13 protein-coding genes and 1 other annotated feature are annotated in these 15,258 nt (G+C 59.6%); of the genes, 3 read left to right on the top strand and 10 right to left on the bottom strand.

Going from position 1 to position 15,258, the window contains the following annotated elements:
- Positions 1-103 precede the first annotated feature (103 nt).
- The 3 genes from murB to hprK form a co-directional block, all read right to left on the bottom strand.
- Positions 104-1,021 carry a UDP-N-acetylmuramate dehydrogenase gene (murB, locus tag ACOMDU_RS01225; protein WP_421128668.1) on the bottom strand — a complete coding sequence of 306 codons (918 nt, stop codon included), beginning with the start codon at positions 1,019-1,021 and terminating at the stop codon, positions 104-106.
- A 62-nt stretch (positions 1,022-1,083) separates the two neighbouring features.
- Positions 1,084-2,046, bottom strand: a complete 963-nt coding sequence (locus tag ACOMDU_RS01220) for an ROK family protein (RefSeq protein WP_421128667.1) — start codon at positions 2,044-2,046, stop codon at positions 1,084-1,086.
- Entirely contained in the window at positions 2,043-3,017 is a 975-nt protein-coding gene (gene hprK / locus ACOMDU_RS01215; protein WP_022135926.1) for an HPr(Ser) kinase/phosphatase, read from the bottom strand. Before hprK ends, ACOMDU_RS01220 begins: the two co-directional genes overlap by 4 nt.
- A gap of 199 nt (positions 3,018-3,216) precedes the next feature.
- Here hprK and rpmB point away from each other — a divergent pair, with 199 nt between their 5' ends.
- Positions 3,217-3,405, top strand: a complete 189-nt coding sequence (gene rpmB / locus ACOMDU_RS01210; protein WP_421128666.1) for a 50S ribosomal protein L28 — start codon at positions 3,217-3,219, stop codon at positions 3,403-3,405.
- Positions 3,406-3,521: 116 nt separating this feature from the next.
- Here the strand turns inward: rpmB and ACOMDU_RS01205 are convergent, their stop codons facing one another.
- Together ACOMDU_RS01205 and ACOMDU_RS01200 are read right to left on the bottom strand one after the other, a co-directional pair.
- On the bottom strand, positions 3,522-3,995 hold the full coding sequence (locus ACOMDU_RS01205; RefSeq protein ID WP_421128665.1) for a DUF2500 domain-containing protein: 474 nt from the start codon (positions 3,993-3,995) through the stop codon (positions 3,522-3,524).
- A 37-nt stretch (positions 3,996-4,032) separates the two neighbouring features.
- A complete protein-coding gene (locus ACOMDU_RS01200; protein ID WP_421128664.1) occupies positions 4,033-6,495 on the bottom strand; it encodes an ATP-dependent helicase in 2,463 nt (820 codons plus the stop codon).
- A 288-nt stretch (positions 6,496-6,783) separates the two neighbouring features.
- Between ACOMDU_RS01200 and ACOMDU_RS01195 the strand changes: the two genes are divergently transcribed.
- Positions 6,784-8,064: a putative DNA modification/repair radical SAM protein gene (locus ACOMDU_RS01195; RefSeq protein ID WP_421128663.1), complete on the top strand. Its 1,281-nt coding sequence runs from the start codon at positions 6,784-6,786 to the stop codon at positions 8,062-8,064.
- Positions 8,061-8,858 (top strand): TIGR03915 family putative DNA repair protein, encoded by a 798-nt coding sequence (locus ACOMDU_RS01190; protein WP_421128662.1) that lies wholly within the window; start codon positions 8,061-8,063, stop codon positions 8,856-8,858. The genes ACOMDU_RS01195 and ACOMDU_RS01190 overlap by 4 nt, the downstream gene beginning before the upstream one ends.
- A gap of 169 nt (positions 8,859-9,027) precedes the next feature.
- Here ACOMDU_RS01190 and ACOMDU_RS01185 read toward each other — a convergent pair whose 3' ends face one another.
- The 5 genes from ACOMDU_RS01185 to ACOMDU_RS01165 form a co-directional block, all read right to left on the bottom strand.
- A complete protein-coding gene (locus ACOMDU_RS01185) occupies positions 9,028-9,735 on the bottom strand; it encodes a sigma-70 family RNA polymerase sigma factor (protein WP_022135919.1) in 708 nt (235 codons plus the stop codon).
- Complete coding sequence (gene spoIIAB / locus ACOMDU_RS01180) at positions 9,732-10,175, bottom strand: anti-sigma F factor (protein ID WP_421128661.1); 444 nt, start codon at positions 10,173-10,175, stop codon at positions 9,732-9,734. The genes ACOMDU_RS01185 and spoIIAB overlap by 4 nt, the downstream gene beginning before the upstream one ends.
- A gap of 16 nt (positions 10,176-10,191) precedes the next feature.
- Positions 10,192-10,497 carry an anti-sigma factor antagonist gene (locus tag ACOMDU_RS01175; protein ID WP_421128660.1) on the bottom strand — a complete coding sequence of 102 codons (306 nt, stop codon included), beginning with the start codon at positions 10,495-10,497 and terminating at the stop codon, positions 10,192-10,194.
- Positions 10,498-10,830: 333 nt separating this feature from the next.
- Complete coding sequence (locus ACOMDU_RS01170; RefSeq protein WP_421128659.1) at positions 10,831-13,461, bottom strand: valine--tRNA ligase; 2,631 nt, start codon at positions 13,459-13,461, stop codon at positions 10,831-10,833.
- 60 nt (positions 13,462-13,521) lie between these two features.
- Positions 13,522-13,750 (bottom strand) — a binding site (T-box leader).
- Between the two features lie 83 nt (positions 13,751-13,833).
- The gene (locus ACOMDU_RS01165) at positions 13,834-15,183 is read right to left on the bottom strand and encodes an acetyl-CoA hydrolase/transferase family protein (RefSeq protein ID WP_421128658.1); all 1,350 of its coding nucleotides are present in this window, start codon (positions 15,181-15,183) and stop codon (positions 13,834-13,836) included.
- Positions 15,184-15,258 lie beyond the last annotated feature (75 nt).

Genomic DNA, 15,258 nt, shown 5'->3' with positions numbered 1-15,258 from the left:
CTTTTTTATTACCTTTACTGTAACATTTTTGTATACTTACTGGCACATTTTATATACCTTCTATCAAGGCCATTGAAACACCTGTGATCGATGCGGTCGTAATTCAAGTAATGACCCGGACCTCAGGCTCTAGCACAACGCCGGTTTGCTCCCGCACGCGCTTTTGTATCTCTGCCATGAGAGCTGTCACATCAGCGCAGGACGCCCCGCCCCGGTTGATGACGAACCCTGCGTGCTTCTCCGACACCTGTGCGCCGCCCACGGTCAGTCCCTTTAGGCCGCACTGATCAATCAGCGCCGCAGCATAGTGGCCCGCCGGGCGCTTAAAGGTACTGCCCGCGCTGGGATACTCCAGCGGCTGTGACGCCTTACGCCGGGCCATCAGCTCGTCCATTTTCTCCCGTATCTCCCCGGGGATACCGGCCTGCAAGCGGAGCGTCGCCCGCAGCACCACCGTGTCGGGTTGCTCTGTCAGCAGGCTGTGCCGATAGGAAAACGCCATTTCTTCTCCACTGAGGGTCTTGACACCATCCTCGGGGAACAGCACGGTCACTTCCTTTACCACCTGTGCCATTTCCCCGCCATAGGCACCGGCATTCATGCACACTGCGCCGCCCAGGCTTCCCGGTATCCCGTGGGCGAACTCCAGCCCGGAAAGCCCTGCCTTCTGCGCGAAAACAGCGATCTTTGCCAGTGATGCGCCGCACTCTGCCGTGATCTCACCTGCGACCGCACCAGCCGCCACACACGCCATGTCCCGGGTGCAGATCACCAGACGCTCCACGCCCTCATCCGGGAAGAGCACGTTGGTGCCGTTTCCCAGCACAAAGGGCCGCGCGCCCAGCTCCAGTGCATGGCTCACCAGCAGTACCGCCGCCTCCCCGCTGCGGGGAAAGGCCATGCGCCGCGCCGGCCCGCCGATGCGGAAGGAGGTATACCGATCCAGCGGCGCGTCCTTCTCATATTCCATATCCGGCAGATAGTCCGCCGCCCATTTGTCCAGCTCCTCGTACCAGCTCATAATGCCTCCAAGCTTTGAAAATAAGGGGTTCCCTACACTGCCAGCGGTAGTATATGCCCCTGTCAGATACGCTTATTCTTTCCCAGCAGGGCCGCGCCGATCAGACCCGCCCGGTTGCCCAGCTGCGCCTTGACGATGCGCGTCCGCCGGTCCTTGCCGCAGGGAATGCTCTCTCTGGCCACCCGCTGCTGCACGGGGAGCAGCAGCTGCTCGTCCGCTTCATTGCTGACGCCGCCGCCAATGGCCAGTGTATCCGGCTGAAAGATATTCACCACGTTCACCACGCCGCAGGCCAGGTAGTCCACGTATCGGTCGCACACCATTTGTCCCACCGGGTCACCCTCGCGGGCCGCGATAAACGCCGACTGTCCGGACACGTGTCCGTCATTCTCCGTGATGACCCGCGCCAGAATACTGTCCGGGTAGGCCGCCAGTGCCTCTGCCGTCATGCGCTTCAGCGCCGTGGCGCTGGCGTATTGCTCCCAGCAGCCGCGCCGCCCGCAGGGGCACGGCAGGCCGTTCTGCTCGATGACCATGTGACCCACCTCACCGGCCATACCGTTGGCGCCGTGGTATATTTTCCCGTTGTGGATGATACCCGCGCCCACGCCGGTACCCAGCGTGATGGTCACAAAGCGCTTGCTCTCGCGTCCCGCGCCCACATGGAACTCCGCCAGCGCCGCGCAGTTAGCATCGTTTTCGATGTACAGCGGGATATTCAGATATTTGTGAAACAGCTTTCGCAGCGGCACGTCCCGCAGGGGAAGGTTGCAGGTATACGCGATAGAACCCGCCCGTATATCCACCGTTCCGGGAACGCCGACGCCTACCGACGCCACATCACTGACCGGAATATTGGCCGCCTTTGCCAGCTCCTGCACCAGTGACGCCACTGTCCACGCCAGCCCCTCACGGTCTACGATGGACGCGACCTTCATCTTCTGTGTCGCCAGCAGCGTTCCGCTTTCGTCCACCAGCCCCGCCTTGAGGTTGGTGCCGCCAATGTCTACGCCAACGTATTTCATCTGTTCTCCGCCTCGCCCGTTGTGCTCTTTTTCTTCAGCATGGCGTCCACCTTGCTGTCAAACTGCGTCACGAAGTCACGTGCCGCGTTGTAGCCGTACTTCATCTGCCGGTTCTTCATGGTGGCGATCTCCACGATGCCTGCCAGGTTACGCCCCGGCCGCACCGGGATGGTCACGATGGGCAGGCTCACATCCAGCATGGTGTATTTCTCCTCGCCCAGGCCCAGCCGGTCATAGAACTTCCCGTCTTCCCACTGTTCCAGCTGGATCACCAGGTCGATCTCCGTGTCGAACTGCACCGCGCCCATGCCGAACAGCTGCTGCACGTCGATGACGCCCACGCCGCGTATCTCGATATAGTGCCGGATGATCTCCGGCGCCGTGCCGTAGAGAGAGTTGGACACCCGGCGGATCTCTACCGCGTCATCCGCCACCAGCCGGTGACCGCGCTTGAGCAGCTCAATGGCCGTCTCGCTCTTGCCGATGCCGCTGTCGCCCAGGATCAGTACGCCCTGTCCGTAGATATTCATCAAGACGCCGTGCCGCGTGATCTGCGGGGCCGTTACCCGGTTCAGGTAGTCAATGAGCCGGCTGGTGATATCCACCGTGGAGTCCACCGCCCGCAGCAGCGTGCGGTCGTGCTTGTCCGCCATCTGCACCAGCTCAGGCGGCGCCTCCATATTCCGCGCCACGATCATTGCCGGGAACGGATAGCTCATCAGCTGGTTGAACACCCGCAGACGCTCTGCCTCGGTCATGCGCTCCAGATAGCGTATCTCGCCCCGTCCCAATATTTGCAGGCGCTTGTCGTCAAAATAATCGTAAAAGCCTACCAGCTGCAGGGCGGGCCGATTCACGTCGGAAATGGTGATCACCGCGCTGTCATAGTCGCTGCCGCGGTGCAGTATTTCCATACCGAAGGTCTCTACCATTTTTTTCAGGCTGGCGGGTGTGCGTTTCACTTTTTCCATGGGCGCTCCTCCTGCCCGGAAACGGGCGAATATACTTCTTTTAATTATATCTTGCGGCGCGCTTTTTCGCAACACTTTCCCCATGCAAAAAAAATTCGTTTTTTTGTCAAATAATACTTGCAATTTCGGCGCACATCTGTTATTATATCAACTGCTTGCGATGCAAGAGGTATGTTATGACAGCAAGGAGGTGCAACGGATGGCAAAGTGCGAATTTTGCGACAAGGGCGTGACCTTTGGTATCAAGGTGTCCCACTCTCATCGGCGTTCCAACCGCCCCTGGAAGCCCAATGTCAAGCGCGTGAAGGCTGTGATCAACGGTACGCCTCGCCATGTGTATGTTTGTACCCGATGCCTGCGTTCCGGCAAGGTTACCCGCACGATCTGATCGCGTCTGAACTGCACAGTTAAAAGCTCTGCGATGTATCGCAGAGCTTTTTGCGTTTCCGGAGAACACAGACACCCTGCCTTTTAAGCAGGGTGTCTGTGCTTTTTTAATGATTTTCACAGCTCTGGGTCCCAGCTTTTCTTCTCCGTGTACCGCGGCGGGACGTCCTCTGCTGTGACGGGTCCGGCCTCGGGAACGGCCCCTGCGGTGTGCCGGTCAAAGCCCAGGTAACGGGTACCCTGGAACGTCAGATCGCCCACGTCGCCCTCCGCCATCATGCCGTATTCCCTTCCGGGAACGTGCAGCTCAAGCCGGTCGCCGCTGTCAAACTGGAACGTTACGTAATAGTGAGTGGAGGTGCTGGTGTGCATACCGCCATTGTTATTGCTGTGGTGGTGCACATCGGTATTCTGCCGCTTGGCGACAACAGCCGCCTGCACCGTCAGGCGCGGAGAGTTGTTGTTCTTGTGCCAGGTGCCAATGCCCTTTACCGCTAAGGCGATGAAGCAGACGATGACGATGGCAAATATCGCGAAAACAAATACCTGCATGATGTCGAACCCTGTGTCAAAGCCGAACCAAAACCCCATATCCGTTCTCCTTCCGTATTTATAAAATTACTTTGCTTTACACCTTCTTCAAATGATGGGAGGCGGCCTTCAGCATAAGCTTCTTGGTACCCACCGTATCGAAGGCTACCTCCAGCAGTGCATCGCCGCCCATAGGCCGCACGGAGAGCACCAGGCCTCTGCCGAAAGCGTCGTGCTCCACCGTCTCCCCTGCCTGCAGCTGTATGTAAGAGGCGGTAGACGGTGCTTTTGCCGCCGTTCTGGCCGTATGCAGCGAGCCGGGACGAGACGCGGCAGGTACCTCGCGGCGCGTCGGTGCTGTGGTACCCTGACGTGTATAGCCGCCGTAACCGTAAGCGCAGCCATCATCGTCCCGAGAGTCCTCCCAGGTGTCGCTGCGGGGTACCGGCTTGGACAGCCACTCCATGTTGTTCTCCGGGATCTCACTGAGGAACCGGGAGGGCATACAGGGTGTTGTTTTACCGTACAGCGTGCGCTGGCGGGCGTTGGTCAGCGTCAGCTTCTCTTTGGCGCGGGTCATGGCCACATAGCACAGCCGGCGCTCCTCCTCCATCTCGTCGCCATCGCCCATGGCGCGATTTCCGGGGAAAAGCCCCTCCTCCATGCCCACCACAAATACCTGGGGGAATTCCAGGCCCTTGGCGGCGTGCATGGTCATCATGGTCACGCAGTTGTCGCCGTCCACCCGGCTGTCCAGGTCGGTGTACAGCGCGATCTCATCCAGGAAGCCGGAGAGACTCGTCTCCGCGCCCTCGGCGTTTTCCAGGTAGGCCAGGATGCTGGAGCGCAGCTCCTGCACGTTCTCCAGCCGGCCCCGGCTCTCCATATCGTCCTTCTCCCGCAGGGCGGGCGCGTAGCCGCTTCGCTCGCAGACGTAATCGTAGAACTCCGGCAGCTCACTCTCCGGCAGGCGGCGGCGCATTTCCTCGATCATCTCTGTAAAGGTATTCAGCTTGCCAGCTGCATTTTTCAGCTCGGGGAATTCCTCCGCACGGCGGAATACGTCGTAGAGCGTCAGGCCGTGCTGTGTGGCAATAATCTGGGCCTTGTCCACGGTGGCCTGGCCGATCTTGCGGGCGGGAACGTTGACGATGCGCCGCAGGCGCAGATCGTCCGTGGGGTTGTTGATGACGCACAGATAGGCAAGCATATCCTTGACCTCGGCCCGGTCAAAAAACTTCAGACCACCGTAGATCTTATAGGGGATGCCGCTGCGCTTGCAGGCGTATTCCAGCGCGTTGGACTGGGTGTTGGTACGGTACAGCACCGCACAGTCACCCCAGCTGCCGCCCCGGCGGTAGTACATCATGATCTGCCCCAGGACAAAGTTGGCCTCGTCGCTCTCGTTGAAGGTGGTCTTTACCGTCACCAGCTCGCCGCAGCCGTTCTCCGTCCACAGGGTCTTGCCCTTGCGGCCCTGATTGTTGCGAATGACCGCGTTTGCCGCGTCCAGGATATTCTGCGTAGAGCGATAATTCTGTTCCAGCCGAATGACCCGCGCGCCCTTGAACTGCCGCTCAAAGCTGAGGATATTGGTGATATCCGCGCCCCGGAAGCGGTAAATGCTCTGGTCGTCGTCACCTACCACACAGATGTTCCGGGCGGGGCCCGTCAGCAGCTTGGCCAGCTCGTATTGCAGCGCGTTGGTGTCCTGATACTCGTCAATGAGGACATAGCGGAACTTCCGTTGGTAGTACTCCCGCACATCCGGCGCCGTCTGCAGCAGGCGCACCGTGTGCCACAGCAGGTCATCAAAGTCCAGCGCATTGGCCTCACGAAGCTTTTTATTGTAAAGTGTATATACTTTACCCATCCTTATTTTCCGCCAGTCGTTGATCGATTGCCACTGCTCCAGAAATTCCTCCGGCGACTGCATATCGTTCTTGGCGCGGGAGATGACCGACTGCACCTCGCGGGGCGGAAACGACTTCTCCTCCAGCCCCAGCTCCTTGAGAATGTCCTTGACCACACGCTTGCTGTCATCACTGTCATAGATGGTAAAGCTGCGGTCGAAACCGATGCGGTCGATGTCTCGCCGCAGGATACGCACACAGGCGGAGTGGAACGTGGACGCCCACACATCGGCGGCAGCTTCCTCCCCCAGCATCCGCCCCAGGCGATCCTTCAGCTCGTTAGCAGCCTTGTTGGTGAAGGTGATAGCCAGCACCTCCCAGGGACGGGCCGGTTCCACCGCGCAGAGATACTCCACGAGAGCGTGCTGCGCCGAGTCCGGCACCTTGGCATACTGCTCCAGAAACGATACCTCGTCCTCGCTGATGGGAATCGGTATCTCCTCGGTATCACTGCCACGACCATACCGCAGCAGATTGGCCACCCGGTGGATCAGCACGGTCGTCTTACCGGAGCCAGCGCCCGCCAACAGAAGCAGCGGCCCCTCCGTGGCCAGCACGCCCTGGCGCTGGCAGTCGTTCAAATTCTGATAATCCACCGCGATCGCATCGCGCCGGGCCTTGATAAAGCGTTTTTCCAGATCCGTCATAGAGGGGCCTCGTCTTTCTCGTTCGTTGCTCTCATTTTAATACAACTTCCGCGCCCGGTCAACCGCAAATGAAATTTATAGAATTTTTGTTCGATTTCACTTGACAAGAACGCTTGTTCGATTTATACTATTACCAGAACAACAGTTCGAGCAAGGAGGACACAACTATGACAACTTTTGGTCTCATTATCACGCTGCTGGGCGCGGGTTCCATCGCCGCCAATGTACTGCGGCTCATCGACTGTATTGACAGGCCGGCGCCCCGGCGCCGCCGCATGGCATAAAAGCATGGAGCTGCTGGACAAGCTGGCGATATTGTCGGATGCGGCCAAATATGACGCGGCGTGTACGTCCAGCGGCGTGCGCCGCGGATTCCGGCCGGGTATGATCGGCAACACCTCCTCTTCCATCGCCGGCTGCTGTCACAGCTTTTCGGCCGATGGGCGGTGCATCACGCTGCTGAAGGTGCTGTTGAGCAATGCCTGCGTGTACGACTGCAAGTACTGCGTTAACCGACGCAGCAATGATACGCGCCGCGCCGCCTTCACGCCCCGTGAACTGGCGGAACTGACCATCGGCTTCTTTCGGCGGAATTACATAGAAGGTCTGTTCCTCTCCAGCGGCGTACTGCGCGATCCGGACTACACCATGGAACAGATAATCCGGGCCCTGCGTATCCTGCGGGAGGAGTATCGTTTCAACGGTTACATCCACGCCAAAGCTATCCCCGGTGCGGCGCCGGAGCTGGTGCATCAGCTGGGACTGCTGGCCGACCGGCTCAGTGTGAACATCGAGCTGCCCAGTCAGCAGGGTTTGCAGGCGCTGGCCCCGGATAAGACCAGGGAGGCGATCCTGCGCCCGATGGGACTGATCCGCGACGGCGCGGCACAGAGTAAGGCGGAGCTGGTGAAGTACCGGCACGCACCGGTGTTTGCCCCGGCGGGGCAGAGCACACAGCTGATCGTGGGCGCTACCGACGACAGCGACCGGCGCATTCTGCACCTGACGGAGTCACTATATCGCAAGTACAGGCTGAAGCGCGTGTTCTACTCCGCGTATGTACCGGTGGTGGAAAATAGCCTGCTGCCATCCCTGGACACCAAACCGCCGCTGCTGCGGGAGCATCGCCTGTACCAGGCGGACTGGCTCCTGCGGTTTTACGGTTTTCGGGCCGCCGAGCTGCTGGATGACGCCCACCCGGACTTTGACCCGCGGCTGGATCCAAAATGCAGCTGGGCACTGCAGCATCTGGACCAGTTCCCTGTCGAGGTCATGCGGGCGGATCTGGAGACGCTGCTGCGCGTTCCCGGAATCGGCCCCACCAGTGCGCGGCGCATCGTATCGGCACGGCGCTGCGGCGGTACCCTACGCTTTGAGGACCTGAAAAAGCTGGGCGTGGTGCTGAAACGGGCGCAGTACTTTATTACCTGCGGCGGGCGGATACCGGAGGGACTGCACTTCTCCCCTGCTACGCTGCCCTTGCAGCTGGAACGACTGGAGCGCGATACGCTGCCTTCGGACCAGGCTGCACAGTTGTCTCTCTTTGATCCGGTAGGAGAAGCCGTATGAATGACGTGATTTATCAATATGATGGCAGCCTGGATGGTTTTCTGTGCTGCGTATATGAGAGCTATGTGTACAAGGAGGCCCCCGCCGCCTTCTGCTGCGACGAAGACCCCCTCTCCCTCTATGAGGTTCGCACCGTGATCACCCAGCCGGCGTACAGTCAGCGGGTCAGCCGCGGTATCGCCGCCCGGTCCGGCAAAGCGCTGGCCGTGGTGCGCCGCGGCTTTTTAACGTGTCTGCCGGACAAGGAAGCCCGTTTGTACGCCTTTATCCGGAAGCTGTTGGCAGAGGGACCCGGCTTTATGCGCGATCTGTCCGACCCGGCCTGCTATCCGCTGTATCGCGCCATCCGCCATATGAACGGCGAGCTGGAAAAACTGCGCGGTTTTGTGCGGTTTTCGGACTACGGCGGTACACTGGGCGCGGAGATCGAGCCCAAAAACCGTGTGCTGCCGCTGCTGCGCGGCCATTTCTGCCAGCGCTATGCCAACGAGCAATTCTTTATCTATGACCGCACCCATCGAGAGCTGCTGCTGTATGCCGGAGGCCGTTCCCGCATTATGCGGATGGAGCACTTTCAGCCCACGCTGCCCGGAGAGGACGAGTTGTACTTTCGCTCGCTGTGGAAGCAGTTTTTCCAAAGCGTCGCCATTCGGGAGCGCGAAAATCCCCGGTGTCAGAACACGTTTATGCCGAAACGGTATCGGGGGACCATGACGGAGTTTTTGCCTTTGGAATACGAAAAAGAGCAGGGCGCCTCGCCGAAGCTGCCGGGTGCCTCCGGAACGGACGGCTGAGAGACAGATACCGGGAAAGCGTTTCACCTTTCCGTTACGAGGGAACGCCCATCCCGCCGATAACGGGATGAGCGTTCCGCAATAGAGCCCCCTCTGTCCTGATCCATTTTACATTCGAAATCGCGCTGCTGTCGAGACGCCTCCCTTTTTACGCCGTCTCTGCCCGAAGTCACTCCTCTGCCAGCAGGTCCCGCAGCTTTTGCAGGCTGCGGCGCTCCAGCCGCGAGACCTGGACCTGCGATACCTGTAAGATGCGGGCGGTCTGCTCCTGCGTCAACCCCTTGAAAAAACGCAGGAGAATGGTCTTCCGTTCTTTCTCCGGCAGTGCGTCGATGGCGTCCCGCAGAGCGATACGCTCCACCAGAGAGACGCTGGGCTCCTCGGCACATAGTGTGGACTCCAGCGTCAGGCCCTCCGCGGTCTCCTGCTGCAGAGAGTCCGGTGCGATCAGCGCCAGATCCACGGCGGCGATCTCCTCCGGTGTCATGCCGGTCTCCGCTGCCAGCTGTGACAGCTTTGGCTCACAGCCCAGACGCCCTTGCAGCCGTTCCCGTGCCGCCCAAAGTGTCTGCCCCTTTTCCCGCATGGTGCGGCCCACTTTTACCGGACCGTCATCCCGGAGGAACCGACGTATCTCGCCGGCGATTTTCGGCACGGCATAGGTGGAAAACTGCGTCCCGTATGTGAGGTCAAACCCCTTTACAGCCTTTACAAAGCCGATGCACCCCAACTGATACAGGTCATCCGTCTCCACACCGCAACCATTGTAACGACGGACGATGGACCAGATCAATCCCGCGTTCTCCGTCAGCAGCTGCGCCTCCGCCCGGTCATCGCCCTGCTGGGCCCGTTCCAGCAGTGCCAGCCGGTCGCTCATCGTATCGCCAGCCGCGGCGCGATCCGTTTACGCATCTGCACTGTGGTCCCCTTTCCCGGAACAGACCGCACTACCAACCGATCCGTGAAGCTCTCCATAATCGTAAAGCCCATGCCGCTGCGCTCGCTGCCGCCGGTGGTATACATGGGACGGCGGGCCTGCTCCACATTTTCGATACCGCGCCCCCAGTCGCGGATCGTGATCTCCAGCATCCCCCCTTTCAATATCTTCAGCTTCATCACCACCTTACCCAACTGATCCGGATAGGCGTGGACGATGGCGTTGGTCACCGCCTCGCTGACGGCGGTCTTGATGTCCCCCAGCTCATCCAGTGTGGGGTCCAGTTGGGCGGCAAAGCCTGCCGCCGCCACCCGCGCAAACCCCTCGTTGCTGCTGCGGCTCAGGAATTCCAGTGTCACGTAGTTTTCAGCTCGCGTCATAGTATGTACTCCCTCCTCAAACGATCGTCACCATGCGTCCGACGCCTGACGCTTCGAACACCTTTCTTGGCTGCTGCGCCACATGATACAGCGTTACGGCGCCGCCCAGCTCCCGCATCCGCTGCCAACCCCGCAGCGCCACGGCGATGCCGGAGCTGTCCATAAATGTGACGCCGGAAAAATCCAGCACCAGCGACAGTGGCAGCGTCCGCTCGATCTCGCGCTCCAGATTTTCCAGCAGTCCTTTTGCCCCATGGTGGTCCAACTCGCCGACCAGAAAGAATGTCAGCGTTTTGCCCTCGTGTTTTGCCGATACTTCCATTTGAACGCTCCTTTTTCTTTGGTGTGTGCCGCAGGCCGTGCCTGCCAGAAAAAACTCCGCGGTTCGATGTTCTGCGTTGATTATAGACTATCCGACGCGCGGAATTTGTCGAAACCCGTCAGAAGGGCGAAAAATTTTGGAAAGCACCATGTTTTTCGGCGCCGGAACGGCGGTCAATCTGGCACAGCGGGCCGCGTATATAGCGCATATTCCCGTTTGCGGACAAACAAAAAAGACGCCGAAAGGCGTCTTTTTTGTTTGTCCGGTCCTGCACACGGCGGGCTGGGCTTTGCTTTCGTTTTTACATCAGAATAACTGTGAAGCACTATAGCTTTACAGCTTCATTGCTGCAGCGGAGGCGTCCAGCTTGGTGATAAGCGCCCGGGCCTTTTCGGCCTTTTCGCGCTCTGCGTTGACCACGTTCTCCGGGGCACGAGAGGTGAAGGACTCGTTGGCCAGCTTGGCCTCGATGCGCTGGAGGTTCTCCTCCGCCTTTTTGCGCTCGGTGGCGATGCGCTCCAGCTCCTTGGCGATGTCCACCAGCTCCGCCATGGGCATATACACCGTGGCGTCGTGGGTGGCGACGGTCACCATGCCGGTCAGGTCGGCAGGCGCGGCGGTCAGCACCGTCAGCTCGCTGGCGTAGGCCATGCGGGTGATGAAGTGTGCGCCCAACTGATAGTTCTCCGGCTGCGCCGTCACAAGGATGACCTGAGCCTTGCGGCTGGGCGGCACGTTCATCTCGGCGCGGCGGGCGCGGATGGCGGAGATGGCGTCCTTGACGGCCTCCATAGCGGCCTCGGCCTCCGGGAAGTGCAGCGCATCCTGATACTCCGGCCACTTGGCGGAGATGAGGTACCGGCCCTCGTGGGGCAGCGCCTGCCAGATCTCCTCGGTGATGAAGGGCATGAACGGGTGCAGCAGCTCCAGGATACGCAGCAGCACATAGCACAGCACATTCTCGGCGGCCTGCTTTGCCTGCGCATCCTCGCCGTTCAGGCGGGTCTTGGTCAGCTCGATATACCAGTCGCAGTAGGTGTCCCAGATGAAGTCGTAGATCTTGGCGGAGGCAACGCCCAGCTCGTAGGCCTCCAGATTGTCGGTGACCTCGCGGATCAGGGTATTCAGCTTGCTGAGGATCCATTTGTCCTCCAGCTCCAACTTCTCGGGCAGTTCGACCTTGTCGATGGACAAGTTCATCATGACGAAGCGGCTGGCATTCCAGATTTTATTGGCAAAGTTACGCATGGCTTCGCACTTCTCCACGAAGAAGCGCATATCATTGCCGGGGCTGTTACCGGTGATCAGGTTGAAGCGCAAGGCGTCTGCGCCGTACTTCTCGGCCATCTCCAGGGGGTCGATTCCGTTGCCCAGGGACTTGGACATCTTGCGGCCCTTGTCATCACGGACAAGACCGTGGATGAATACCGTCTTGAAGGGCTCCTTCTTCATCTGCTCCATGCCGGAGAAGATCATGCGGGCCACCCAGAAGAAGATAATGTCGTAGCCGGTGACCATAACGGAGGTGGGATACCAGTACTTCAGGTCGGCGGCATCCGTGTCGGGCCAACCCAGGGTGGAGAAGGGCCACAAGGCGGAGCTGAACCAGGTGTCCAGCACGTCCTCCTCGCGGGTCAGGTGTGTGCAGCCGCACTTTTCACACTTGGTGGGATCCTCACGGCTGACATTGATATGGCCGCACTCATCGCAATACCAGGCGGGAATCTGGTGGCCCCACCACAGCTGGCGGGAGATACACCAGTCATGGACGTTCTCCATCCAGTTGATATAGGTCTTGGTGAAGCGCTCAGGCACGAACTTGATGGTGCCGTCCTCCACCACACGGATGGCCTCCTTGGCCAGGGGCGCCATCTTCACGAACCACTGGGCGGAGATCAGGGGCTCCACATCGTTGTGGCAGCGGTAGCAGGTGCCCACGTTGTGGCTGTACGGTTCGGTCTTGACCAGGTAGCCCTGCGCCTCCAGATCGGCCACCACCGCCTTGCGGCAGGCGTAGCGGTCCATTCCCTCATATTTGCCGGCGTTCTCGTTCATGGTGCCGTCGTCGCTGATGCAGCGGATGACCTCCAGATTGTGCCGCAGGCCCACCTCGAAGTCGTTGGGGTCATGGGCGGGGGTCATCTTCACGGCACCGGTACCGAAGCCGATCTCGCAGTAATCGTCGCCCACGATGGGGATCTCGCGGTTCATAATGGGCAGGATGCAGGTCTTGCCGATCAGGTGCTTGAACTTCTCGTCCTCCGGGTTCACCGCCACGCCGGTATCGCCGAACATGGTCTCAGGCCGGGTGGTGGCGATCACGATGTCACCGCTGCCGTCCGCCAGGGGGTAACGGATATACCACAGATTGCCGGGCTTATCGGTGTACTCCACCTCGGCGTCGGACAGGGCCGTCAGGCAGTGGGGGCACCAGTTGATGATGCGGCTGCCCTTGTAGATCAGGCCCTTTTCGTACAGCTCGCAGAAGGTCTCGCGCACGGCGCGGGAGCAGCCCTCGTCCATGGTGAAGCGGTCACGGCTCCAGTCGCAGGAGGCGCCCATCTTTTTCTGCTGCTCCACGATACGGCTGCCGTATTTTTCCTTCCAGGCCCACACACGCTCAAGGAACTTCTCGCGGCCCAGATCGTAACGGGTCAAGCCCTCGTTCTTCCGCAGTTCCTCCTCCACCTTAATCTGGGTGGCGATGCCGGCGTGGTCGCTGCCGGGCAGCCACAGTGCCTCGTAGCCCTGCATCCGCTTAAAGCGGGTCAGGATGTCCTGTAGGGTGCAGTCCAGGGCGTGGCCCATGTGCAGCTGGCCGGTGACGTTGGGGGGCGGCATGACGATGGAAAAAGGCTTCTTGTCCGGGTTCGGCTCCGCCTTGAAGCAGTCGCCGTCCATCCAAAGCTTGTAGATGCGGGATTCCACGTCCCGCGGGTCATAGACCTTGGGCAGTTCTTTCATATCTGTACTCCTTTTTCGGTATTTGGCAAAACAAAAAGTCCGCTCCGTTTTGCCAGTGCAAAACAGGGCGAACATAACGTCCGTGGTACCACCTGTATTCGGGATCGCTCCCGCGCTCATGGGTGCAGCAACACCCCGCCCCGGTAACGGAGGGCAAACCGCCGCAGCCTACTGTCAGTTCAGCGCGAAGCTCAGGGACGACTTGGGCGGGGCATCACGGGCGCTTACACCTGCCGCGCCCTCTCTTGGCATCCGCTGACCGCCTACTGCTTCCCGTCATCGCCGATTTCATATGCAGGAAGTATACTATATCCGCAGGAAAATGTCAAGAGGGAGACGGCGTAGGGCCATCTCCCTCTTGCTATGTACCTTTCAGCGCTTGTTGGACTTGATCCAGATGCCCTGCTTCTCCGCGTTGGCGATCAGGTCATCGCGGAACATGGGGTGGGCAATGGAGATCAGCTTCTCCGCCCGTTCCCAGGTAGAACAGCCCACCAGGTTCACGCCGCCGTACTCGGTGACGATGTAGTACGCCTGGCTGCGGGGGTCGGTGACGATGTCGCCGGGGGTCAGCAGCGGGTTGATGCGGGACTTCACATTTCCCTGCTTATCCGTAAACGAGGACGTCAGACAGATAAAGGCCTTGCCGCCGTGAGACAACGCCGCACCCTCAAGGAAGTCCAGCTGACCGCCGGTGCCACTGATCTGGCGGGTGCCGGAGCTTTCGGCGCAGATCTGTCCGTACAGATCGACGGAGATACAGTTGTTGATGGAAACAAAATTATCCTGCTTGCCCACGTTGGCCGGGTCGTTGCAGTAGCTGATGGGATAGGTGACCACGCCGGGGTTTTCCCGTATCCAATCATACAGATCCGGCGAGCCGATGGCCAGGCCGAAGATGCTCTTGTAGCGATCCAGCTTCTTCTGGTTGTTGGTGATCTTGCCAGCCTTGTACATATCCAGATAGCTGTCGCACAGCATCTCGGTATGGATGCCCAGGTCCCGCAGATCACTCTTGGCGATCATCTGGCCCACCGCGTTGGGCAGAGAACCGATGCCCAGTTGTAAGGTGGAGCCGTCCACCATGTTCTGCACCACGTATTCGGCGATCTTCATCTCCGCCTCATTGGCGGCGGGAGACTTGACGCTGGGCAGCGGGCCATGGGGCCCCTCTACGATCATGTCCACATCGCTGATATGGATGCACTCGTCCAGACCGCCGTAGACCCAGGGCAGATTCTCGTTGATCTCCAGAATGACTACGTCTGCCTTGTCCAGCGTAGAACGAGCGGAGGCCGTGGCACCGGCAAAGTTGAAGTAGCCGTGCTCGTTCATGGGGGTCACAGCCATCATGGCCACGTTGACGGTGAGGAACTGGCTGTAATACCAGCTGAGGTTGCGGAACACCATGGGATTAAAATTACACAGTCCACGGTCGCAGAGCTTGCGCTCATAGCCGGACATATGCCAGCTGTTGTAGACAAAGTGCCTGCGCTCGGGGTCGCACTCCACCATCTGGATCGGGTCGAAGATCAGATAGCCGCGGATCTTGACCTCGCGGAGCTCATCCTTTCTCTTGGCAATGGCGGCGTCCATCAGAGACGGAAAACCCGTGCCCATGGAGATGTCGATCCAGTCGCCGCTTTTTACCACCCGTGCCGCTTCATCGGCGGTGCATAGCTTACGCTTGTATTCCGCTGTGTAGTCAAACGGTCTCGCCATAGTGTTCTCCCTTTCCGCATCCTGTGCTGCTGCATTTTTTACTTTGTTAATTTTATCACTTGCCCATCTGTCTGT

Origin of the sequence: Vescimonas sanitatis, from assembly GCF_049060325.1 — a bacterium.
In the GTDB taxonomy this organism is placed as follows: domain Bacteria; phylum Bacillota; class Clostridia; order Oscillospirales; family Oscillospiraceae; genus Vescimonas; species Vescimonas sanitatis.
Note: the sequence above shows the minus strand (reverse complement) of the source record. Positions and strands in the feature narration are given on the sequence as shown.